This is a genomic window from Shimia sp. R9_2 (genome assembly GCF_017743735.1).
Classification (GTDB): domain Bacteria; phylum Pseudomonadota; class Alphaproteobacteria; order Rhodobacterales; family Rhodobacteraceae; genus Shimia.
This window is the reverse complement of the sequence record NZ_JAGHRO010000003.1, coordinates 183,378-206,348: the sequence shown is the minus strand read 5'-3', so window position 1 is coordinate 206,348 and position 22,971 is coordinate 183,378. Positions and strand designations below refer to the sequence as shown.

Sequence of the window (22,971 nt, the reverse complement as noted above, 5' to 3'; positions counted from 1 at the left end):
TTAATCAGACAGTCTGTCGCAGCAAAAAGAACGACACCTGAAAATCAGAGAGCAACCGGCGCCCCAATGAGGGCCACGCCAAGGTATGGGAGAACGCGCATGTCAGAAGAAGAAGACATCATCCTGTCCGAGCTGGACGACGAGGAACTTGTCCAGCAGATGTTTGACGACCTCTACGATGGTCTCAAAGAGGAAATCGAAGAAGGTGTGAACATTCTTCTGGAGCGCGGCTGGGCCCCCTACCGCATCCTGACAGAAGCCCTCGTGGGCGGCATGACCATCGTGGGCGCAGACTTCCGCGACGGTATCCTGTTTGTGCCAGAAGTGCTGCTGGCGGCCAACGCCATGAAAGGCGGCATGGCCATCCTGAAACCGCTGCTGGCAGAAACCGGCGCCCCACGCATGGGCTCCATGGTGATCGGCACGGTCAAAGGCGACATCCACGACATCGGCAAAAACCTCGTTTCCATGATGATGGAAGGCGCAGGCTTTGAAGTTGTGGATCTGGGCATCAACAACCCGGTCGAAAACTACATCGAAGCTCTGGAAGAGCACAAACCAGACATCCTCGGCATGTCTGCGCTGCTCACCACCACCATGCCTTACATGAAGGTCGTGATCGATTCGATGGTCGAGCAAGGCCTGCGTGACGAATACATCGTTCTGGTTGGCGGCGCGCCACTGAACGAAGAGTTCGGCAAAGCCATTGGCGCAGACGGCTACTGCCGCGACGCTGCTGTGGCCGTGGAAATGGCAAAAGACTTCGTTTCGCGCAAGCACAACCAGATGTCTGCCGGCTAACACAGCCAAGTCACACTCCCCTTCCGCGGAAGCGGACTTGGCCCGCCCTTATCAGGCGGGCCTTTTTGTAACATGCGCCAGGTTTTGCCTGTTTTTGCCTGTGCGCCCCACTCAAAACCTCACCATCATTTTTTGCCGCTGATCCCCAAGATACGCCGCGAACAAGTGATTAGTCTCAAACGCAAAATGCGATAAGGTGCGCGCATGTCCGGTCTCTATTCTCCCGATCTCGCCCGCATTCATGCCGAAGGCCACACCGCAACCTTTGCCGAAGCCTTTGACTGGCTGGCGGCAGAGATCTCCGGCGGCCCGGCACCCGCGCAGCTCTTTGATGTGGGCTGTGGCGACGGCACCTGGCTTGCGGCCGCACAGGCGCGCGGACTTACCGGTGCAGGCATCGATCTCTCCCCCGCCTTTGTCGATCTGGCGCGCAGCCGCGGACTTGACGTCACCAAAGGCAACGCCGCCAGCGTCGACATCCCCGCAGGCACCACGGCGATCACCTGCCTGGGCGAAGTGCTCAGCTACATTGATCCGGAAACCGGCCACGACACACTCTTGCCGCTCGCCCAATCCGCCTTTGAGGCCCTGCCCTCCGGCGGGCGGCTCATCGCTGATCTCATCGGCCACCGTTGCCTGCCTCAGGCGACCCGCCAAAGTGGCGAAGACTGGGCCGTGCGGGTCGAAGTTACCGTGGGCGGCGCGCGCCTGACCCGCCGCATTGAAACCCAGGTCGCTGACCGCATCGACTGGGTCACACACCATCAAACCCGCCGCGCACCACAGGCCACCAAATCCGCCCTGGAAAACATCGGCTGGCGCTGCGACATCCTCACCGCTTACGGCCCAAGCCCGCTGCTGCCCGGCCGCTTCGCCGTCAAACTGACCAAACCCTGACCCAACCCGCGACCAAGCCCATGACCCAGCCAGTAACATCGCCAAGTCCGCTTCCCGACGACAGCACCCTCACAGAAACCGGCCTCGCCCCCACCGGCGCAACCGGTCGCGTTCTGCTGCTGGCCTGCGGCGCGCTGGCGCGTGAAATCCTCGATCTGATCAAACGCAACAACTGGTCTCACATGGATCTCACCTGCCTGCCCGCAATCTACCATGTGCACCCCGAAAAAATCGCCCCCGCGGTGCGCGACGCCGTGGCCAAACACCGCGACACCCATGATCAGATCTTTGTGGTCTACGCCGATTGCGGCACCGGCGGCGGGCTGGCCCAGACCTGCGAAGAGCTAGGGGTGGAGATGATCGCAGGCCCCCATTGCTACAGCTTCTTTGAGGGCAACGACCGCTTTGCCGAACTCGCTGAGGATGAATTCACCGCCTTCTATCTCACCGATTTTCTGGTGCGCCAGTTTGAGGCCTTTGTCATCAAACCCATGGGTTTGGACCGCCATCCGGAGCTGCGGGACATGTATTTTAGCAATTATGAAAAGCTGGTCTATCAGGCCCAAACCGATGATCCCGCGCTGACCGAAAAGGCCAAAGACTGCGCGGATCGGCTGGGCCTCGCCTTTGAGCGCCGCTTCACGGGCTATGGCGATCTGGAAACTGCGCTGCAAAACCAGAGCAAAAAACTCACTTAAACCACATGAGCGGTACCGCCTACGCATCTGAAATATAGAAGAAAAGTTGCCATTTGCGCGACACCCCTCTAAAAGGGCGCGCATGATGAATTGGGCGCATCTTCAAATCTTTGGGTCACGACAGGCTGTCATGGCCGCACTGCTCTGTGCATTGGCAGGCTGTGAAACCACCGGCTCTGGGCGCAGCTCACAGGTCACCAGACTGGGCGACTATGACGTGGCCTATACCGAACTCAACGATGTGGAGGTCGGCAACACCGGCCCCCTCACGCCGCTGCTGTTCACATACACCTATGCCGGTCGCACGCCCATCAACGGCGTGACCGAGTCAGAGCTCAAGCGCGAGGCCAAACGGCTTGGTTTGGACATGAAAACCATGCGCATCATCTACGGCGCCAATCCCTACAAAGGCGCAGATGGCACGCTGCATGTCTGCACGATCGACGCCATCCGCCAGCGCCTGTGCAAAGCCGCCCCCACCTTGACACTGCAGGCCCGCATCAACTACGCCAAAGCCCTTCTGGACAAAGACAGGGCCTGCGACTGGACAGGATTTGACGCGGCCTACAACAAATCCGCCACCTTCTCGCTTGGCGGTGATGATCAAACCCTTAACGTCAAAGCCGCCTGCTGAAGTCATTTGCGTCTTATCTGAGGTAAGCGGATCGCTTCTTGCGTCTGCCTGCGCCAAAAGCTTTGCTCCGGAGCCACCCCGTCTGAATTCCGCACGGCCTGTCTGCTGCACGGGCGCAAGATAAATCACCGAGGGGCCCCGCCATGGGCGGGGAGACAGCTATTTGTCTTGAGGCCGAAAGCAGAGAGGTCAGTGTGTGATCAGACAGGGATGGATCAGGCGCAAAGCGGTTTTGCTCTGGTGAGCCTTTCGCCTTTGCGCTCCAACCCAAAGACGCGAGCAGCTCACACCAGCGAGGTCACCCAAAGAATGGTGGCATCCTCATCGCTCACCGAGACCACATTATGACCCATCGCGCCATCATAGTAGGCGCTGTCGCCCCGGCGCATCTCCACCGGTTCATAATACTCGGTGTAAAGCGTGATCACCCCGGTCAGCACATAGAGGAACTCTTCCCCGTCATGGCGCACCCAGCCGTCAAACTCCTCCATGGAGCGGGCGCGCACCCGCGCCCGATAAGGCAGCATGGCCTTCTTGCGCAGCCCTTCGGCCAGCAACTCGTGCTCATAGGTCGCAGTGACCTGATGCGCGCCTTCGCCGGATTTCACCACCGACATGCGGCCCGTGATCTGCCCTTTCTGCGGCGCGGTGAACAGCTGCGGCACCGAGATTTCCAACCCCACAGCCAGCTTCTTCACCGCATCATAAGTCGGCGACATCTGCCCGTTCTCGATCTTTGACAAGGTCGAGCGCGCCAACCCCGCCTGATTGGCGGCCTGCTCCAGCGTCCATTTGCGCGCCTTGCGCAGGTCCCGCACACGTTGGCCCAGGTCAAGCGGTTCCACATGATCCTGCTCCCCGTTCTCACGGGCGATGCGGATGAGCGATTTGGGGTCTTTTTCTGTCATGCCAGCGCTTCTAGCGCGCCTGCCCCAAGCTCTGCAACCGCCACGTCGCGCTTGCGCTCCCGTCCCTGCCTGCGTACCCAATCTGCATGACCACGCTGACCACCTCACTTTTTGACCAAGGCCCGCCGCCACCCTGCCCGCAGGCCTTCAATATGGCCGCCCATGTGCTGCGGCTGGCCGACAAGCTGGCAGACAAGCCCGCCCTCGAAGTGATCTCGGCAACCGGCGTACAAATCTGGCGCTACAGCGAGCTGAAATCCGCCATTCTCGGCACCGCCACCGGACTTCTGAACGCAGGTCTCACACCCGGCGACCATGTGCTGATGCGTCTGGGCAATACCGTGGATTTCCCCATTGCCTACCTCGCCGCCATTGCTGTCGATCTGATCCCCGTGCCCACCTCAACCCAGCTCACGGAGCCTGAGGTCGCGCGCATGATCGCCACACTGAAACCGGCCGCTATTCTGCATGATCCGGCCGTGCCAACCGCCTCAGCTCCCACGTCCAAAACACTGACAACGCAAGACCTTTTGGAGATGCGCAACCTCCCACCTGCGGAGTTTTCTCTAGGCGACCCCAACCGTCCCGCCTATGTCATTTACACCTCCGGCACCTCCGGCCAGCCCCGCGCCGTGCAGCATGCGCATCGCGCCATCTGGGCGCGTCAGATGATGTTTGACGGCTGGTACGGCCTGCAACCAGAGGACCGTCTGCTACATGCAGGCGCGTTCAACTGGACCTTCACATTGGGCACCGGCCTCATGGATCCCTGGACCATTGGCGCCACCGCCCTCATCCCAGCCCCAGACACCGCCCCCGCCGCCCTGCCAGACCTTCTGCGTCAGCATCAGGCGACCCTCTTTGCCGCCGCGCCGGGGGTCTATCGCAAGATGCTGGACGCGCCCGCGCCCCCGGCGCTTCCCACCCTGCGCCACGGCCTCTGTGCGGGCGAAAAACTGTCCGAGCCGCTGCGGAAAGGCTGGAATGTCGCCACCGGCACCAAACTCTACGAAGCCTTTGGCATGTCTGAGTGCTCCACTTTCATCTCCGCCAGCCCGGAAGCCCTGGCACCGGCGAAAACCTTGGGCCAGCCCCAGACCGGACGCCGGGTTGCGATCCTTGCGGACGGCACACCCGCACCGCTCGGAACCCCCGGTGTCATCGCGATCCACAGATCCGACCCAGGCCTGATGCTTGGCTATTTTGACGCGCCCGACGCCACCTCCGCGCGCTTTGACGGCGAGTGGTTTCTCACCGGCGATCTCGGGGCGATGGATGCGCAGGGTCACATCACCTATATGGGCCGTGCCGACGATATGATGAATGCTGGCGGCTTCCGCGTCTCCCCGCTGGAGGTCGAAGCCGCGCTCCTCAACCATCCGGACATCGCCACATTGGCCGTCACCGATGTCGAGATCAAAGCCGACACCCGCGTCATTGCCGCCTTCTATACCGCTGATCACGATCTCGTGGAGGCGGATCTGAAAGCCTTTGCGGCCGCCCGCCTGGCGCGCTACAAGCAGCCAAGGCTCTACATCCGCCTGCCGGTCCTGCCCACCAATGCAAACGGCAAGCTCAACCGCCGCGCCCTGCGCGCAGATTTTGAAACGCAAACCCTCAAGGCCACACCATGATCAAACTCGACATCATCTCTGACCCGATCTGCCCCTGGTGCTTCATCGGCAAAACCCGTCTTGAGAAAGCGCTCGCAGAGGTCGAAGACCATCCCTTCGTGATCGAATGGCACCCTTTCCAGCTCAACCCGGACATGCCTGACGAAGGCATGGACCGCCGCGAATATCTGGAAACCAAATTTGGCGGCAAGGAAAATGCCGTGCGCGTCTATGGCGAAATCGAACGCCACGCCCGCGAAGAAGGGCTCGACATCGACTTCGCCGCGATGAAGCGCACCCCCAACACCATCAACGCCCACCGTCTGATCCACTGGGCCGGGATCGAGCAGAAACAGAACGCAGTGGTGGATGCGCTCTTTGCCGCCTACTTCAACGAAGGCCGCGACATTGGCGACACCGACGTGCTGGCAGACATCGCCGACAGCGCCGGCATGGACGCTGCCATGGTGCGCAAATTGCTCGACTCTGACGCCGATGTCGATGACATCCGCGCCCGCGATGCCCACAGCCGCAAAATGGGTGTGAACTCGGTGCCAACCTTCATTGTGGCCAACCAGCACGCGGTTCCGGGCGCCCAGCCTGCCGATCTCTGGCTGAAGGTGATTGCGGATCTGAAGGCCCAGACCGCCGCTGAATAACCGTTCATTTTTGATCTTGTGACCCTTCGGGGGCCGCGCTAAGCTCTGCTCTGCGCGCGGCCCATCTGTGCCGCCGTCAAGCCAAGCACAACGCCCAACTGGTGTGGACCCGCTCCGCAGAGACGCACAGCGCCTGCCGAAAGCGCGCCCGCATCAAGGGAAAGCACCGGAGACCGTCATGACCAAAGACTCCCTGCCCATGACGCAGGTCGAATTCATCGCGCTGTGCGCCATGATGTTCTCCACCATTGCTTTCTCGATTGACGCGATGCTGCCCGCGCTGCCTGAAATCGCCAGCGAGCTTAGCCCCGATGCACCCTCCCGCGCCACATTGATCATCACCTCCTTTGTGATGGGCATGGGGCTTGGCACCTTTTTCACCGGCCCGCTGTCAGACCGCTTTGGCCGCAAACCCGTGGTGATTGTCGGTGCCATCCTGTTCTCGATCTGCGCCTTCATCGGCTGGCAAAGCGCCACATTGGAATGGGTGCTCGCCGCCCGCTTCTTTCAAGGGATCGGTGCCTCCGGTCCGCGCATCGCCACCATGGCAATAGTGCGGGATCTGTTTGCCGGGCGCGAAATGGCCCGCATCATGTCTTTTGCCATGATGATTTTCACACTGGTGCCCGCCTTTGCCCCGGCCCTTGGCATGGTGATCATTGATTTCTCCTCCTGGCGCGGCATCTTTGTGGCCTTCATTGTTTTTTCGGTAATTTCCATGATCTGGATCGGCACCCGCCTGCCGGAATCCCTCGCACCGGAAAACCGCCGCCCCTTCAGCTTTGCCAAACTGATGGCAGGGGTGCGGGAAATGTGGGCCATCCCCGCGGTGCGCACCTCCATGCTGGTGCAATCTCTGATCTTCGCCGGGCTTTTTGCCATGATCAGCTCTGTGCAACCAATCTATGAGCAAACCTTTGATCGCGCGGATCAATTCCCGCTCTGGTTCGCCGCAGTGGCGCTGTTCTCTGGCACCGCCAGCCTGTTGAACGCAAAGCTCGTGATGGTGCTTGGTATGCGCTATCTGGTCACCGTTGCCATCGCCGCACAGGCGGTCTTTGCCCTCGTGATGATCGCCGCCAGCGCCTCACCAGACATTGGCGTTCAGTTCATCGCCTTCGTGATCTGGCAAACCGGACTGTTCTTTTCCATCGGCATGACCATCGGCAATCTCAATGCCATGGCAATGGAGCCGCTTGGCCATATGGCTGGCACCGCTGCCTCTGTCATGGGCGCGATCTCCACCATTCTGGGCGGCCTGCTCGCCACCCCGGTTGGTTTGGCTTTTGACGGCACCCCGTTCCCGATGGCCCTCGCGCTCTTTGTCTTTGCGGTGATCAGCTTCGCCATGATGCTGCACATGCGCCGTCAGGAAGCGCTGGCCTAAGGCAAGGTGCAGCGGCGGCTTGAGCGCACACAAGCCCGCGTTCTCATTCGGAAAATATCCCGGGGGTGAGCCGCGCTCAGCGGCGAACGGGCAGCGCTCAGCACCATCTGCGGTGGCAGAGACAGCGTCTCTTGTTGCCACCACAGCCGCCCCCGCCAGCCGCCTACTTCGCGGCCTTGGCCTTGGCGCGCTTCTTCTCGTTCACAACCTTCTGGGCCAGATCACGGGCAATCGCAAAAGCCCCTTTGATCTTGTCAGAGGACTTGGTCCAATCACGCCGCACAACAATCTTGTTGTCTTTGACCTTGGCGAGACCCTTCTGATCCTGAATAAACTCCACCAACCCCTGCGGGGAGGCAAATTTGTCATTGTGGAACTGAATGGTCGCGCCTTTTGGCCCGCCATCAAGCTTGGCAATTCCAGCCTTCTTGCACATCTCCTTTATGCGAACAATGAGCAGCAAGGTGTTGACCTCTTTAGGCAATTTCCCAAACCGGTCAATCAGCTCGGCGGCAAAGCCCTCAAGCTCCACCTTGCCCTGCAGTCCGCTCAGGCGGCGATAGAGCCCAAGGCGCACATCCAGATCCGGCACGTAGTTTTCGGGGATAAGTACCGGCACACCCAGATTGATCTGTGGCGCCCATTGGTCATCCCCGTCAGACAGCCCTTCCAGCTCCCCGGCCTTGATCTTGGCAATCGCCTCCTCAAGCATCGACTGATAGAGCTCATAGCCCACATCCCGCATCTGCCCGGATTGCTCTTCGCCCAGCAGGTTCCCCGCGCCGCGAATGTCCAGATCTTGCGAGGCCAGCGTGAAGCCCGCTCCCAGCGTATCCAGTGAGCCAAGCACCCGCAGGCGTTTCTCTGCCGCCGGGGTCAGCTTCGCGCGTGGTTTGGTGGTCAGATAGGCATAGGCGCGTGTTTTGGAGCGCCCGACCCGTCCCCGGATCTGGTAAAGCTGCGCGAGGCCAAACATATCGGCGCGATGCACAATCATTGTGTTGGCCGTCGGAATATCCAGCCCGCTTTCCACAATTGTGGTGGCCAGAAGCACATCATATTTGCCGTCATAAAAGGCGTTCATCCGGTCGTCGAGCTCACCCGCCGCCATCTGCCCATGAGCGGTGACAAAGCTCACCTCAGGCACATGATCGCGCAGGAATTCCTCGATCTCCGGCAAATCGCTCACCCGCGGCACCACATAGAAGCTCTGTCCGCCGCGATAATGCTCCCGCAACAGCGCCTCACGCACGGTCACCGCATCAAAGCTGCTCACATAGGTGCGGATCGCCAGACGGTCCACCGGCGGCGTGCCGATGATCGAAAGATCCCGCACGCCTGACAGGCTCAGCTGCAACGTCCGCGGAATAGGCGTCGCCGTCAGCGTCAGCACATGCACATCGCTGCGCATCTGTTTCAACCGCTCTTTATGCGCCACACCAAAGTGCTGTTCCTCGTCGATGATCAGCAGCCCAAGGTTCTGAAACCGCGTGTTTTTGGCCAGCAACGCATGGGTGCCGACAACAATATCCACCGTCCCACGGGCCATACCATCGCGGGTTTTCTCCGCTTCCTTTGCCGAAACAAACCGCGACAAGGCTCTGACTTCCAGAGGAAATCCACGGAAACGCTCTGCAAATCCCTTGGCGTGCTGACGCGCCAAAAGCGTGGTTGGTGCAATCACAGCCACCTGCTGGCCCGACATCGCCGCCACAAAGGCCGCACGCATCGCCACCTCGGTTTTGCCAAAGCCCACATCGCCACAGACCAACCGGTCCATGGGCCGACCCGAGGAGAGATCGTCAATTACATCGCCAATCGCGCGCAGCTGATCATCGGTCTCCTGATAAGGAAAGCGCGCGGAGAATTCCTCCCAGGCATGATGCTGCGCCTCCAGCACAGGCGCTGAGCGCAGCTCGCGCTCTGCCGCCACCCGGATCAACCGATCCGCCATCTCGCGGATGCGCTCTTTCAGCTTGGCTTTCTTGGCCTGCCAAGCGCCACCACCCAGCCGATCCAGCAAGCCCTCGTCATGGCCGTATTTCGACAGCAGCTCGATGTTTTCGACCGGCAGGTAAAGCTTTGCGCTCTCGGCATATTCCAGCAGGATGCATTCATGCGCCGCCCCAGCCGCCGTCACCACCTCAAGCCCGTGATAACGCCCGATCCCGTGGTCCACATGCACCACAAGATCCCCGGGGCTCAGCGATTGGGTCTCCGTCAGGAAGTTCTCGGCGCGCTTTTTCTTGCGCGGCGCGCGGATCAGGCGATCCCCTAGCACATCCTGCTCGGAAATCACCGTCAGACCGGGGGTCTCAAACCCGTGCTCCAGCGCCCAGACCGCCAGATAAAGCCCCGTTTTGCCGATCCGGCTGGCATCCGTCACCGGAATGGTTTCCGCAAGTCCCTCATCCTCAATGAGGCCGCTCAGACGCTCCCGCGCGCCCTCGGAATAGCTCGCCACCACCACAGGCCCATCCGGCAATTTCTTGCGAATATGATCCGCCAAAGCCCCGAAAAGGCTCAGGCTTTCCTGTTGCCGCTCCGGTGAGAAATTGCGTCCTATGCGCCCGCCCGCATCAATCGTGCCCGGCCCCGACGCCTGTGGCAGCGCCGCAAAATGCAGCATCCGCCGCCCCGCGACCGCCTGATCCCAGGCCTTATCATCCAGATAAAGCAGCCCCGGCGGCACTGGCTTATAGACCGTATCCAGCCGCGCCTTCTGCGTCATCGCGTGCTGGCGGGTTTCATATTGATCGGCAATCGCTTCCCAACGAGCAAGACGCGCCGCATCTGTCTGATCATCCACGGAAATTGACGCATTGGGCAGATAGTCAAATAGCGTTTCCAGCTCTTCATGAAAGAACGGCAGCCAGTGCTCCACACCCTGATGTTTGCGCCCTGCGCTGATCGCCTCATAAAGCGGATCATCGGTGCCCGCCGCACCAAACTCGATGCGGTAATTCTGCCGGAAGCGCGTGATCGCCGCCTCATCCAGAATGACCTCACTCACCGGCGCAAGCTCAATCGCATCTAATGTCTCTGTGGTCCGTTGAGTGGCCGGATCAAACCGCCGCGCTCCATCCAGCACATCGCCAAAGAAATCCAGCCGCACCGGGCCGCTGTCGCCGGGGGGATAAATGTCGATGATGCCGCCCCGAATGGCATAGTCGCCCGGCTCCATCACCGTGGGCGCTTGGGAAAATCCCATACGCACGAGGAAGTTACGCAGCGCTTCCTCATCCACACGCGCATTCACCTGCGCCCGGAAGGCCGCCTCTTTCAGGATATTGCGCGCAGGCAAGCGCTGCGTCACCGCATTGAGCGTCGTGAGTAGCACAAACTGCTCCGGCATGCCATGCACCAGTCCTGCCAGCGTCGCCATGCGGGTCGCCGAGATATCAGCGTTGGGCGACACCCGGTCATAGGGCAGACAGTCCCAGCCCGGAAAGACAATCACCGGCATGTCGGGCTTAAAGAAACTCAGCGCGGCACGGGTCGCCGCCATGCGCTTGTCATCGCGTGCCACATGGATCACCGGGCCGCCACTTTTGGCCACCTCATTCAAAATGAGCTGGGCATCAAAGCCTTCCGGCGCCCCACCCACAGAGATGTGCTGCGCGTCTTTCATCACTCACGCCTTCATTTTCAAAGGGTTACGCCCCGGCCTTATCCCAGAGGCGACACCAACAAGTTCTGATACATGCCCCACAGAGAGGTCACAAAAATCGAGATCATCCCGACCAGCTGCACCCAGAAACGGTGCCGCGTCAGCCGTTTACGCAGCGTATCACCGTTCAGATCATCGCGCTTGATATGCCGCGAGGCGCGCACGCTCATCGCAAACACAAGGCTCATGGGCAGCGCAATCAAGAAGACCGCCTGCGCAAACTCAATCGCGTAGCCAAAACCCAAAACCGCCAATCCGGTGAGTACAAAGCTCACAATCCCCACCAGCCACATGCCGGCGACATCCACCATATGCAGAATGCGGTTGATATTGATCTGCACCAGCGCGTGAAAATCTTCCTCAAACTGCCCGCCCTTGCGCTTGGCGCGCAGGACCAGATCCCACGGAACACCCAGCACCCAGTGGCTGGCAGAGGACCAAAACACCGCCAATGCAATCCAGAACCACAGGTTCGAAAAGCTTCGGAAGTCGATGAGTTCTAATACGGTTTGGCTCAGGTCCAAAGTTTTCACTGCCCTTTAAATTTTTAAACGACATACCCTGCCACTGCGGCAATTCCTAGCCTTGAGATGGCGGAATTTCCGTGGCACCTACGGGGCAGCAACACATGGAGCCGATCATGCCCACTTCCCCCGCTGCCTTTCCGACCGCCCGCCTGCGGCGCACCCGCCAATCTGCGGCCGTCCGTGGCCTCGTGCGCGAAAATACGCTCACGGTGGATGATCTGATCTGGCCGGTGTTTGTGCGCGACGGCGAAGGCGTCGAGGAGCCTGTGCCCTCCATGCCCGGCGTGATGCGGCGCTCGGTGGACAAGATTGTCGAGGCCGCGCGCGAAGCGGCTGATCTGGGCATCCCGGTGATCTGCCTCTTTCCCTACACCGATCCTGCGCTCAAAACCGAAGACTGCGCCGAGGCCTGGAACCCTGAAAACCTCTCCAACCGCGCCACCCGCGCGATCAAGGCCGCCGTGCCGGAAATCGCCGTGATGACCGACGTTGCGCTGGATCCCTACAACATCCACGGCCATGACGGTTTTGTGGTGGATGGCGAGATCGTCAACGACGCCACCGTGGAGGCGCTGGTGAAGCAGGCGCTCTCTCAGGCAGAGGCCGGTGCAGACATCATTGGCCCTTCTGACATGATGGATGGCCGCATCGGCGCGATCCGCACCGCCCTTGAGGCAGGCGGGCACCACAATGTCATGTTGATGAGCTATGCCGCCAAATATGCCTCCGCCTTTTACGGCCCGTTCCGCGATGCGGTGGGCGCGTCCGGTGCGCTCAAAGGTGACAAAACCACCTATCAGATGGACCCGGCCAACTCAGACGAAGCCCTGCGCCTTGTGGCCCGCGATCTCGATGAAGGCGCCGATATGGTCATGGTGAAGCCCGGCATGCCATATCTCGACATCTGCCGCCGCGTGAAAGACAGCTTTGGCGTGCCCACCTTCGCCTATCAGGTGTCCGGTGAATACGCGATGATCCAGGCCGCCGCGCAAAACGGCTGGATCGACGGGGACCGCGCCATGGTGGAGAGCCTGATGGCCTTCAAACGTGCCGGATGTGACGGGATTTTGACCTATTTTGCCCCCGAAGTGGCCCGCAAAATCGGGTAGAGCTTTGCAGATCTAGTGACATAGGCCTTCAGGCCGTCTATACTGCCGGAAAGCCGGATCAAAACCGGTGAACTGAGCAGACTTCAACAAACACAGGCAAAGACCATGACCAATCTCACCCGACGCGGCTTCGCCCTCACCGGCCTTGCAGCCGCTGGCGTCACCGCTGCATGTGGCAACGGTGTTGGCTCCAATGGCGCAAGCGAAATTGACGCCCGCGCGGATGCAACTCTCAGCTACCTCTATTCCGAATATCCGAACACCACCGACCTGCGCGACAAAGCCGCCGGTATTCTGGTGATGCCGCTGGTCACCGAGGCCGGATTTGGCTTTGGCGGCGGCTACGGCCGTGGCGCCCTGCGCGTCAACGACGTGACCGTGGATTACTACTCGGCCACCAAGGGCAGCGTGGGTCTGCAAATCGGTGCCCAGCAGCACGCCCATGTGCTGTTCTTCATGACCGACGGCGCGCTCGCAGATTTCCGCAGCTCCAACGGTTGGGCCGCAGGCGCAGGCGCACAATATGTGGTCGCCAACGAAGGCGGCAACCTGAGTGCCGAAACCACCAACCTGCTCGCGCCGGTGATCGCCGTGATCTTTGGCCAGGCAGGCCTGAAAATCGGTGCCACTCTGGAAGGCATCAAATACAACCGCATCATCCCGTAAGCGGTTTATTTTAAAAAGAAAAAGCGCGGGCCACCGCCTGCGCTTTTTTTGTTTCTGAAGCATCGTCCTAAAAATCTGAATCGCTTGGTTTCCACCAGCTCGCAGGCGGCGAAGCCGACCAGCCCCCGACCCTCCCCATGGGAGGGGGCCGGTCTATGTGACCCACTGCAGTCATTGCAAATTGGTTGAACCATGATCTAAGCGCTCAGAAAATCAATCCAGCGCGCGCAGGCGCTTGATCAGGCTGGAGGTATCCCAACGCCCGCCGCCCAGTTTCTGCACGTCTTTGTAGAACTGATCGACCAGCGCCGTCACCGGCAGGCTTGCGCCGATCTCATCGCCAGTGGAGAGCACAATGCCCAGATCCTTGCGCATCCAGTCCACCGCAAAACCGTGATCAAACTCATCGTCAATCATGGTCTCATAGCGGTTCTGCATCTGCCAGCTGCCCGCCGCGCCACCCGCGATCACATCAACCACAGCACGGCCATCAAGCCCGGCTTTCTCCGCAAAATGCAGCCCTTCAGACAGCCCCTGCACCAGACCGGCAATACAGATCTGATTGACCATCTTGGTCAGCTGCCCGGACCCGCTTTCGCCCAAACGTTTGATCGAGCGCCCATAGGCCCGCATGATCGGCTCCGCCACATCATAGGCCGCCTGATCGCCGCCACACATGATCGACAGAATGCCGTTCTCAGCGCCCGCCTGACCGCCAGACACAGGCGCATCGACAAAAGCAATGCCCTGCGCTTTGCCCGCTGCGTAAAGCTCTGCCGTCACTTTGGCCGAAACCGTGGTGTGATCCACAAAAGTGCTGCCCTCTGACATGCCTGCAAAAGCACCGTCATCGCCAAGGCAAACAGAGCGCAGATCGTCATCATTGCCCACACAGCACATCACAAATTCTGCACCGGCAACGGCCTCAAGCGGGGTCGCCGCGAACCCGGCCCCATATTCCTTGGCCCAGGCCTCAACCTTGGCGGTGGTGCGGTTGTAAACCGTCACCTCATGGCCCTCTTTCACCAGATATCCGGCCATCGGATACCCCATCACTCCCAAGCCCAAAAACGCAACTTTTGCCATCGGCTTTCCCCTTGCTTTCATTCGTCGTAATACTTGTCTCGCCTGCGCAAGCAGAAGGCAAGGACTATAAGAGGCAGACCCATGGCGGCATTTTTCAGATGGCTTTTGCGCATTGCCAGCGGCTTGGTGATTCTCACCGTGCTCGGCGTGATGCTGATCTATTTCCTCGCCTCCCGCAGCTTGCCGGACTACGACAAGACCTTTGCCGCGGCTGGTGTCTCCGCACCACTGGAGATTGTGCGCAACAACGCAAATGTGCCGCATATTTTCGGGGAAACCGACGAGGATGTGTTCTTTGGCCTGGGCTATGCCCATGCGCAGGACCGCCTCTGGCAGATGCTCACCATGCGCCGCACGGCTCAGGGGCGGCTGTCTGAGGTCTTCGGCACCCGCACGCTGGAAATCGACAAGCTCATGCGCCGGCTCGACATCGCGGGCGCGGCCCAGCAATCGGTCTCCGCGCAGGATCTGGAGGTGCTGGCCGCTCTGCAAGCCTACGCCCGTGGCGTGAACGCGCGCATTGACGAGGTCAACCGCTCCGCTCTGGGCCGCGGCGCACCGGAGCTTTTCCTCTTCAAACAGGCCTTCTCCCCGTGGCAGCCTGCCGACACCATCGCCCTGCAAAAGCTCATGGCCCTGCAGCTCACGGGTCAGATGCAATCTGAAGTTCTGCGCGCGCGCACCTCTCTAGCACTCAATGATATCAATCGCTTGGTGGACATTCTTCCAGACGCGCCGGGCACCGGTGTCGCCGCGTTGCCAGAATATGCCAGTCTTGTTCCGGGTGCTCCGCGCTATGCCGCGAGCAAGCCTTTGCCCGCCCATCCGCTCTCGCCTTTCAAGATCCCCGCGCTGTCAGGGGCCTCCAACGCCTGGGCCGCCGCGCCCACCCGCAGCGCCTCCGGCGGTACCCTTCTGGCCAATGATCCGCACCTCGGCCTGACCGCGCCGTCGATCTGGTATCTCGCCCGGCTGGAGCTACAAAGCGGCGGCGTCATCGGCGCGACAATCCCGGGCATTCCTGTCGTGCTTTCCGGCCGCAGCGAGGCTTTGGGCTGGGGCATCACCGCCGCCTATGTGGATGATCAGGACCTCTACATCGAAGAGCTCGACCCCAGCGACCCGGAGCGCTACCGCACACCGGACGGCTTCAAAACCTTTGAAACCCGCAAGTCGATCATCACCATCAAAGATCACAGCCCCGTCACCCTGACCCTGCGCTGGACAGAAAACGGACCCGTCCTGCCTGGCACGGATTTCAACCTCGCCGCCATCACGCCTCCGGGCCATGTGGCCGCCCTGCGCTGGACCGCGCTTAGCCCGAAAGACCGCTCTACAACTGCACTTCTGGACCTGATGTATGCCGACTCTGTCGAGCGCGCCATTGAGGTCACCAAACAGCACGTCGCCCCCGGCCTCACGCTCACGCTGGCTGACAAAGACAACATCGGCATGGCCCTCATCGGTGCCGTCCCGCGCAGGGACAGCGCGCACCAAAGCCGCGGGCGTCTGCCGTCCCTGGGGGCGCTTGCCGAAAACCGCTGGCAGGGCGTGTTTGATGCGGCTAACAACCCGTCTTTTGTGGAACCCGTTGGCGGCATCGTCGGCAACACCAACAACAAATTCATCGACCGCCCCTTCCCCCAGCATATCTCCTATATCTGGGGCGACAGTCAGCGCATCCAACGCTGGCAGCGCCTGATGCAGGGCCGCCGCGTCCACACCCGCGACAGCTTTATCGAGGCCCAGCTCGACACCGTCAGCTTCTCCGCCCGCTCGATCCTGCCGCTGATTGGCGCAGAACTCTGGTACACCGGCGAGGCCGCCCCCGAAGGCAGCCGCGAACGCCAGCGCCAGCGCGCGCTTACGCTGTTGTCTGAATGGAATGGCGAAATGAACGAACACCTGCCGGAGCCGCTGATCTATGCCGCATGGGTGCGCGCGCTACAGGAGCGCCTGATCCGCGACGATCTTGGCCCGCTGGCAGATGAGTACACCCATGTGGAGCCACTCTTTATCGAACGTGTCTTCCGCAACATCGACGGCGCCGCAGCATGGTGTGACGTGCGCCAAAGCGTCCCTCAGGAAACCTGCGCCGACATGGCCAGACTTGCGCTGGATGACGCGCTCATCACCATTGAAGAACGCTATGGTCCACAGCTTGAATCTCTGCGCTGGGGCGATGTCCATCAGGCCACCCATGACCATCAGGCGCTTGGCGAGGTGCCGATCCTGCGCTTCTTTGTGAACATCCGCCAATCCACCTCTGGGGGCGACAACACACTTCAGCGCGGCAAAACCAGCGGCACCGGCGAAAACCCGTACCACAACGTCCACGCCGCAGGCTACCGCGGCGTCTATGACTTCGCCGATCCTGACAGCTCGGTTTTTGTGATCTCCACCGGCCAGTCCGGCCACTTCCTGTCGCGCTTTTATGACGACATGGCCCAGCTGTGGCGGCGGGGCGAATATATTCCAATGTCATTGGATGAAGAGCTGGCCCGCGCCGCCGCTGTTGGCGTGACGCGGATTGAACCGATGGCGCAGTAACCCTGCGCCATCAATATCTTAGGATGGGTTCTTAAGGCCTCTATCAGAGGCTTTCAAACTGCGCCCGTTGCTTGGCGCTCCACAGCACGGTGATCTCAAAGCCCTCGTCCGTCTGGGCTTCTTCCTCCACGATGCCCTCTTTAAAGAGCCACGCCCGTGCCTTGCCCGCCGCAAAGCTGAGCTTCAGCGTTTCGCGGCTCTTCTCGCTGGCCAAAGCCTGCTGGATCGCCGCAAACATCTCATCAAGACCCTGTCCGCTCACAGCGGACACCGCAAAGATATCCTCTTCGCGCTCCGCCTTGGCGACCATCGCATCGCGATCATCCGCACTCAGCAGGTCAATCTTGTTCCAGACCTCGATCTGCGGCGTCTCTTCATTGAGCCCGAGGGTCTCAAGGATGGTGCGCACATCTTCGGCCTGATGCTCCGTTTCCGGATGCGCAATGTCGCGCACATGCAGCACCAGATCAGCCGCCAGCACCTCTTCCAGCGTTGCCCGAAAGGCCGCCACAAGCTGCGTTGGCAGATCACTGATGAAGCCCACCGTGTCCGAAAGGATCACTTCGGGGCCGTTGTTGGGCAGCTCCACCGCGCGCATGGTCGGGTCGAGCGTGGCAAAAAGCATGTCTTTCGCCATCACATCTGCACCAGTTACACGATTGAAAAGCGTGGATTTTCCGGCGTTGGTATAGCCCACCAGCGCGACAATCGGAAACGGCACCTTGGCGCGCGCCTTCCGGTGCAGCTCGCGAGTTTTCACAACCTTCGCCAGCTGGCGGCGCAGCCGCACCAACTGGTCGTCAATCGCGCGACGGTCCGCCTCGATCTGGGTTTCACCGGGGCCGCCCACAAAGCCAAGCCCGCCTCGCTGACGTTCCAAGTGGGTCCAGGCCCGCACCAGACGTGTCCGCTGATAAGACAGCGCGGCCATCTCAACCTGCAGCACACCCTCACGGGTGCGCGCCCGATCCGAGAAGATCTCAAGGATCAGCCCGGTCCGGTCCAGCAGTTTGACCTTCCACTCTTTTTCCAGATTGCGCTGCTGCACAGGGGTGACCGGCCCGTCAATCAGGACAAGCTCCACCTCATTGGCCTTAAACAGCGCCTTCAGTTCTTCGATCTTACCGCTGCCAAACAGCTTGCCGGGCTGGGCTTTGGGCAGGCGCACGACGTTTGAGCCCACCACCTCCAGTTCCGGCAAAGCCGCTGCAAGCGAAATGGCCTCTTCCAACGCGAAAGAGGCCTCGCGCCGCTGATCAGCGCCAGTGATATCGGGATGCAGGACCCAAGCGCGGGTGACCTGCGTGTCATGCTCCATCAAGAGGCGTCTTCACCTTCATACAGAGAAATCGGCTGCGCCGGCATGATTGTCGAGATCGCATGTTTGTAGACCAACTGGCTCTGACCATCGCGGCGCAGCAGCACACAGAAGTTGTCAAACCAGGTGATCACACCCTGCAGTTTCACACCGTTGATCAGAAAAATGGTCACCGGAACTTTGGTTTTCCGGACGTGGTTCAAAAATGCATCTTGGAGATTCTGTCGATCCGAAGCCATGTCGTGCTTGCCTTTGTTCTTGTTTGTGCATCGGGATAGGTATGCAGTCGCGAGTATGGAGCGCACATTCTGGACTTACCAGCCTAAAATGACGCCTTTTTAAACCGCTACAGGGTCAACCGCATCATTTCTGCCACAAGTCCGGAGAAATCAGGGCGATAACCGCCAGCGCTTCCAGCCGTCCGGCAATCATAGCTGCACAAAGAATAAGCTTTTCCACCGGCCCCAGCGATGAAATCGCAATCGGGAATTCTCCGGCCACCTGCGTCAACGGCCCCGCCGTTGTGAGCGCGGAGACCGCCAGAATAAGCGCCTCTTCAAAGCTGTTTCCGGCAAGCGCCAGCAGCAGGGTCACGGCGGCAAGCGACAGAGCAAACAGCATGAAAAACACCCAGGCGATCACCGCCCCGCGCCGTCTCAACCCGCGCGCGCCTGCCCGTTTGCGCCCCAGCACCACATTGGGATGCACCAGCCGCTCCATCTCACCCAGCCCCTGCACGTAAAGCGCATAGACCCGCAGCAACTTCACGCCCCCCGCCGTGGTCGCCACGCCGCCGCCCACCATGGCCAGCGCCAGAAGGATCAGACCCGGCGTCTGCAATCCGCTCCAGTCCCGCGCCACATGCCATTCCGAGCTTTCAAACCCGGTGGTGGTCAGAAAGCTCATCACCGTGAAAATCCCGCCCCAGGCGGCTTTCAGACCGGCCAGCGGATCGCTCACATCTTCTTCGCTCAGCGCCCCAAACCAGTGCCGCATGAACAGCATCACCGCCACCACCATCACGATCAGAAACCCCAGTCGCAGCTCCGGATCTTCGAGCAGACTGTTGCGCCGCACCGCCCCTGTGTCAGAGCTGAAGGTGCTGCGCGACAGGGCAAACAGCAGGAACAGGAAGATGATCATCTCCCCCGCAACGCCGGAATTGCTGTTCTGCACCCCCACGCCGGTGGTGATCCCGCTGGTCGAAAGCGTCGCCATGGCATTCATCAGCCCGACAATCGGGCGATCCCCCAGCACCACCAGCATGATCCACAGCGCGCCGGTCAGACCAACATATATCGGCAACAGCGCTTGCGCCGCACGACTCCAGCGCTTCATCGGGCGCGCCTGCTGCATATGGGTCTGGCCGGTATCAAGCTGGCCGGGTTCCCCCATGGCCGTCACTTCAAACCCGCCAAGGCTCAACGGTGCCAGAACCGCCGCCGCCGCCACCCACATCAACAGCCCGCCAAGCCAGCCCACCATCCCGCGCCACAGATGCACCGCATCCGTCAGCATGCTGGCTGGCTCATAGGTGGTCATCCCGGTGGTGGTCAGGCTGCTGACCATCTCGAAATAAACATCCACATAGGGCACCACACCAAGTGTTTCATACATCGGCAACGCCAGCACTGCCGGTAACAGCGCAAGCGCCAAAAACAGCGCTTTGAGGTTGTCCACCGTGCGCGTGCGCCCCCGCGTACCATGCACCGCAATCGCGATCAGCGTACAGACAGACAGCACCATCGTGCCGGAATAGAAAAAGCTGCGCGACACAAAATGGTCGTTCTGCACCAATGCCACCGCCGCAGGCACATACATCAGTAGCCCCGAAATCAGGACCATCTGCACAAACAGCGGGATTTGAGACAGGCGCAGCGTCATCGGCTCAGAAGAAGTCGATGGAGACCTGCAACAGCTGCTCCACCCCCGGCACATCCGCCGACAGGGAGAACAGCACAATCACGTCCCCTTCATTGATGCGCGTGCCGCCTTTGGGTTTCACAACTTCTTTGCCCTTCTGGATCGCGCCAATCAGCACGCCTTCCGGGAAAGCCACATCGCGCACCTGCTGCCCTGCGATGGGCGAGGTCGACAGCACTTCGGCCTCAATGATCTCCGCCTCGGTATCGCCAACTGAGTAAACCTCACGCACCCGCCCGTGTCGGATATGGCGCAGGATCGAGCTCACCGTGGTGGCGCGCGGGTTGATAAAGGCATCAATGCCCAAAGGCGGCATCAAAGGCGCAAGCGTCGGGTCATTGATCAGCGCAATCGCCAGCGGGCAGCCCGCCGATTTGGAGCGCACAGAGGCCAGCATATTGGTCTTGTCATCATCGGTGACTGCCAGAATGGCGTCCGCACGGTCCGCGCCCGCCTCTGCCAGCAGGGCAGCGTCCAGACCATCCCCGTTCAGAACAATCGTGCGCTCCAGCGCTTCGGCGGCGCGCTCCGCCACGCGGCGGTCCTTTTCGATGATCTTTGTGCGGATACGGTGCGCGCTCTTCTCCAGACGCTGCGCAACCATCAGGCCAACGTTGCCGCCGCCGACAATCACTGCGCGCTCTTGCTTTTTCTGAACCTTGCCAAATACTTCCATGGTGCGGCTCACGTCCTCAACAAAGCTGAAGACATAAATTTCATCACCCACAAACAGCTGATCACCCGGCTCTGGCGCAAACAGCGTGCCATGACGGCGCACGCCCACAACCACCGCATTCAGCGTGGAGAACAGATCGGTCAACTGCCGCAATGGCGTGTTCACCACCGGACAATCTTCATCCAGCACCAGCCCCAGCATCTGCACCTTGCCTTCCAGGAAGGTCTCCGTGTCAAAGGCATTGGGCGCCGTCAGCCGCTTGAGCGCCGCATCCGCCACCTCAAGCTCGGGCGAGATCACCACGTCAATCGGCATGTGATCACGCCGGTAAAGATCGGAATAAAGCACATCCAGATAAGACTGGCTGCGCAGTCGGGCGATCTTGCGCGGAACGGAAAACACCGAATGCGCCACCTGACAGGTCACCATATTGACCTCGTCAGAATAGGTGGCCGCAATCAGCATATCCGCATCGCGCGCGCCCGCACGGTCCAGCACATCAGGATAGCTCGCAAACCCCGCGATCCCCTGCACATCCAGCGTGTCCGTGGCGCGGCGCACCAATTCGGGGTTGTTGTCCACAACGGTGACATCGTTGTTTTCACCGGACAAATGGCGAGCAATCTGCCATCCGACCTGACCGGCCCCACAGATAATGACCTTCATATGCTTCCCTCAAGGGTTTGTCTGTCCGACATGCCAGAGAGCGCCAATCAGGTCAATTGCAAGCATTGACGCCAGTCCCGTTTGGGTTTCTTCTTAGGGCGCAAACTAAATTATGAAGTGAGATAAGAAGATGCGGCAAACTGTTGTTATATTTGCGGCTCTTACATCGGTCTTGGCAAGCTGCGCCCCGACCTCTTACTCAGGCTACGCCAAATCCGGGGTCACCCGCGAAACCGCTGCATATGATGACACGGCCTGTTCTGTAGAAGCCAACAAACTCTTTCCTGCAGCCACCTTCACCACATCGGTCTATTCCGGCTACCACGGCGGCTATGGCGGCTACGCCGGCGGCTACTGGGGTGGCTACCCCGGCTATTGGGGCGGCAGCCACGTTCAGGTTCAGGATGCCAACGCCGGTATGCGGGCCGAGCATCGCGCCGACTGCATGACGCTGAAGGGATATACACCCGTGACCCACCCGATCTGCACCGAGGATCAACTCGCCGGGCGCCAATATGCGGCCATTCCCGGAGCCCCTGTCCCGGCAACCAACATCTGCGCTCTGCGCGCCAAGGGCGGCGGCGTTGCCCTGATTGATCTCAGCAAACCCATCTAACCCCAAACAATCTAACAAAAATACAGTAAAGGTTCATTGTGTTCTTCGTAAAATACCCCGCGCTTGCAGCCTCGCTCTTTGTTGTTCTCAGCGGCTGCACCCAGTTTGGCACCTACTACAAAGAAGGCGTCACCAAATCAGAACTGAACATCGACCGCGGTCAGTGCAACAGCGCCGCCGCAGCCGCTTATCCGCCCCGCATCGTCACCGACTGGTGGCCGATCTATGACGGCAACGGGCGCATTGTTGGCCAACGGCCAGAGCAATATGACATCAACGAAGGCGCCCGCCATTCTGCTGTGCGCAGCTGCATGGCCGAGAAAGGCTATGAGAAAGTTCAGATCCCTTACTGCAAGGACGAGCAGCTTGGTGAAAACCACTATGCCAAGATCGAGGTCGCCCCGGAGCTGAGCCCCAGCATCTGCGGTCTGCGCACCGAAGATGGCGGCCGCGTGCTGATCGACCTGAGTAAGCCGATCTCAAGCAAATCCAGCGGCTAGATCATCGCCCAACAAATCTGCAACGACTATAGCGGGTCACATAGACCAGCCCCCGACCCTGGGTGGG

General features: G+C 60.5%; 20 protein-coding genes. 12 read left to right on the top strand and 8 right to left on the bottom strand.

The window, feature by feature from the left end; all coding sequences use genetic code 11:
* The first annotated feature begins 99 nt into the window (after nucleotides 1–99).
* The 4 genes from J7400_RS09605 to J7400_RS09590 all read left to right on the top strand — a co-directional run bounded on the left by J7400_RS09605 (nucleotide 100) and on the right by J7400_RS09590 (nucleotide 3,030).
* Nucleotides 100–801 (top strand): B12-binding domain-containing protein, encoded by a 702-nt coding sequence (locus tag J7400_RS09605; RefSeq protein ID WP_209062531.1) that lies wholly within the window; start codon nucleotides 100–102, stop codon nucleotides 799–801.
* A 204-nt stretch (nucleotides 802–1,005) separates the two neighbouring features.
* A complete protein-coding gene (locus tag J7400_RS09600) occupies nucleotides 1,006–1,698 on the top strand; it encodes a class I SAM-dependent methyltransferase (RefSeq protein WP_209062529.1) in 693 nt (230 codons plus the stop codon).
* A gap of 20 nt (nucleotides 1,699–1,718) precedes the next feature.
* Entirely contained in the window at nucleotides 1,719–2,396 is a 678-nt protein-coding gene (locus tag J7400_RS09595) for a DUF1638 domain-containing protein (RefSeq protein WP_209062526.1), read from the top strand.
* A 130-nt stretch (nucleotides 2,397–2,526) separates the two neighbouring features.
* Nucleotides 2,527–3,030, top strand: a complete 504-nt coding sequence (locus tag J7400_RS09590) for a hypothetical protein (RefSeq protein ID WP_209062524.1) — start codon at nucleotides 2,527–2,529, stop codon at nucleotides 3,028–3,030.
* A 284-nt stretch (nucleotides 3,031–3,314) separates the two neighbouring features.
* On the opposite strand, the gene J7400_RS09585 is transcribed toward J7400_RS09590, so the two are convergent.
* Complete coding sequence (locus J7400_RS09585) at nucleotides 3,315–3,938, bottom strand: XRE family transcriptional regulator (protein ID WP_209062522.1); 624 nt, start codon at nucleotides 3,936–3,938, stop codon at nucleotides 3,315–3,317.
* A gap of 86 nt (nucleotides 3,939–4,024) precedes the next feature.
* Here J7400_RS09585 and J7400_RS09580 point away from each other — a divergent pair, with 86 nt between their 5' ends.
* From J7400_RS09580 to J7400_RS09570, 3 genes are all read left to right on the top strand, one after another.
* Entirely contained in the window at nucleotides 4,025–5,572 is a 1,548-nt protein-coding gene (locus tag J7400_RS09580; RefSeq protein ID WP_209062520.1) for a class I adenylate-forming enzyme family protein, read from the top strand.
* Nucleotides 5,569–6,210, top strand: a complete 642-nt coding sequence (locus tag J7400_RS09575; protein ID WP_209062518.1) for a DsbA family oxidoreductase — start codon at nucleotides 5,569–5,571, stop codon at nucleotides 6,208–6,210. Before J7400_RS09580 ends, J7400_RS09575 begins: the two co-directional genes overlap by 4 nt.
* A 178-nt stretch (nucleotides 6,211–6,388) precedes the next feature.
* Complete coding sequence (locus tag J7400_RS09570; protein WP_247738725.1) at nucleotides 6,389–7,597, top strand: multidrug effflux MFS transporter; 1,209 nt, start codon at nucleotides 6,389–6,391, stop codon at nucleotides 7,595–7,597.
* 163 nt (nucleotides 7,598–7,760) lie between these two features.
* On the opposite strand, the gene mfd is transcribed toward J7400_RS09570, so the two are convergent.
* Together mfd and J7400_RS09560 are read right to left on the bottom strand one after the other, a co-directional pair.
* Nucleotides 7,761–11,228, bottom strand: a complete 3,468-nt coding sequence (gene mfd, locus J7400_RS09565; protein WP_209062515.1) for a transcription-repair coupling factor — start codon at nucleotides 11,226–11,228, stop codon at nucleotides 7,761–7,763.
* A gap of 38 nt (nucleotides 11,229–11,266) precedes the next feature.
* Nucleotides 11,267–11,800 carry a component of SufBCD complex gene (locus J7400_RS09560; RefSeq protein WP_348539461.1) on the bottom strand — a complete coding sequence of 178 codons (534 nt, stop codon included), beginning with the start codon at nucleotides 11,798–11,800 and terminating at the stop codon, nucleotides 11,267–11,269.
* 107 nt (nucleotides 11,801–11,907) lie between these two features.
* Here J7400_RS09560 and hemB point away from each other — a divergent pair, with 107 nt between their 5' ends.
* Both hemB and J7400_RS09550 read left to right on the top strand, forming a co-directional pair.
* Nucleotides 11,908–12,903, top strand: a complete 996-nt coding sequence (gene hemB / locus J7400_RS09555) for a porphobilinogen synthase (RefSeq protein WP_209062512.1) — start codon at nucleotides 11,908–11,910, stop codon at nucleotides 12,901–12,903.
* 105 nt (nucleotides 12,904–13,008) lie between these two features.
* Nucleotides 13,009–13,569, top strand: coding sequence for a YSC84-related protein (locus J7400_RS09550; protein ID WP_209062509.1), 561 nt, complete (start codon nucleotides 13,009–13,011; stop codon nucleotides 13,567–13,569).
* A 213-nt stretch (nucleotides 13,570–13,782) separates the two neighbouring features.
* On the opposite strand, the gene J7400_RS09545 is transcribed toward J7400_RS09550, so the two are convergent.
* Nucleotides 13,783–14,655, bottom strand: a complete 873-nt coding sequence (locus J7400_RS09545; protein WP_209062508.1) for an NAD(P)-dependent oxidoreductase — start codon at nucleotides 14,653–14,655, stop codon at nucleotides 13,783–13,785.
* Between the two features lie 81 nt (nucleotides 14,656–14,736).
* Here J7400_RS09545 and J7400_RS09540 point away from each other — a divergent pair, with 81 nt between their 5' ends.
* Nucleotides 14,737–17,205, top strand: a complete 2,469-nt coding sequence (locus J7400_RS09540) for a penicillin acylase family protein (RefSeq protein WP_209062505.1) — start codon at nucleotides 14,737–14,739, stop codon at nucleotides 17,203–17,205.
* Between the two features lie 43 nt (nucleotides 17,206–17,248).
* Here the strand turns inward: J7400_RS09540 and hflX are convergent, their stop codons facing one another.
* The 4 genes from hflX to trkA form a co-directional block, all read right to left on the bottom strand.
* A complete protein-coding gene (gene hflX / locus J7400_RS09535) occupies nucleotides 17,249–18,523 on the bottom strand; it encodes a GTPase HflX (protein WP_209062502.1) in 1,275 nt (424 codons plus the stop codon).
* Entirely contained in the window at nucleotides 18,523–18,762 is a 240-nt protein-coding gene (gene hfq, locus J7400_RS09530) for an RNA chaperone Hfq (RefSeq protein WP_008204623.1), read from the bottom strand. Before hfq ends, hflX begins: the two co-directional genes overlap by 1 nt.
* A gap of 124 nt (nucleotides 18,763–18,886) precedes the next feature.
* Nucleotides 18,887–20,407, bottom strand: coding sequence for a TrkH family potassium uptake protein (locus J7400_RS09525; protein WP_209062498.1), 1,521 nt, complete (start codon nucleotides 20,405–20,407; stop codon nucleotides 18,887–18,889).
* 4 nt (nucleotides 20,408–20,411) lie between these two features.
* Nucleotides 20,412–21,788 carry a Trk system potassium transporter TrkA gene (gene trkA / locus J7400_RS09520; RefSeq protein WP_209062495.1) on the bottom strand — a complete coding sequence of 459 codons (1,377 nt, stop codon included), beginning with the start codon at nucleotides 21,786–21,788 and terminating at the stop codon, nucleotides 20,412–20,414.
* Nucleotides 21,789–21,918: 130 nt separating this feature from the next.
* Here trkA and J7400_RS09515 point away from each other — a divergent pair, with 130 nt between their 5' ends.
* Nucleotides 21,919–22,404, top strand: a complete 486-nt coding sequence (locus tag J7400_RS09515) for a hypothetical protein (protein WP_209062492.1) — start codon at nucleotides 21,919–21,921, stop codon at nucleotides 22,402–22,404.
* A 38-nt stretch (nucleotides 22,405–22,442) separates the two neighbouring features.
* Nucleotides 22,443–22,904: a hypothetical protein gene (locus tag J7400_RS09510; protein ID WP_209062489.1), complete on the top strand. Its 462-nt coding sequence runs from the start codon at nucleotides 22,443–22,445 to the stop codon at nucleotides 22,902–22,904.
* Nucleotides 22,905–22,971: the final 67 nt, after the last annotated feature.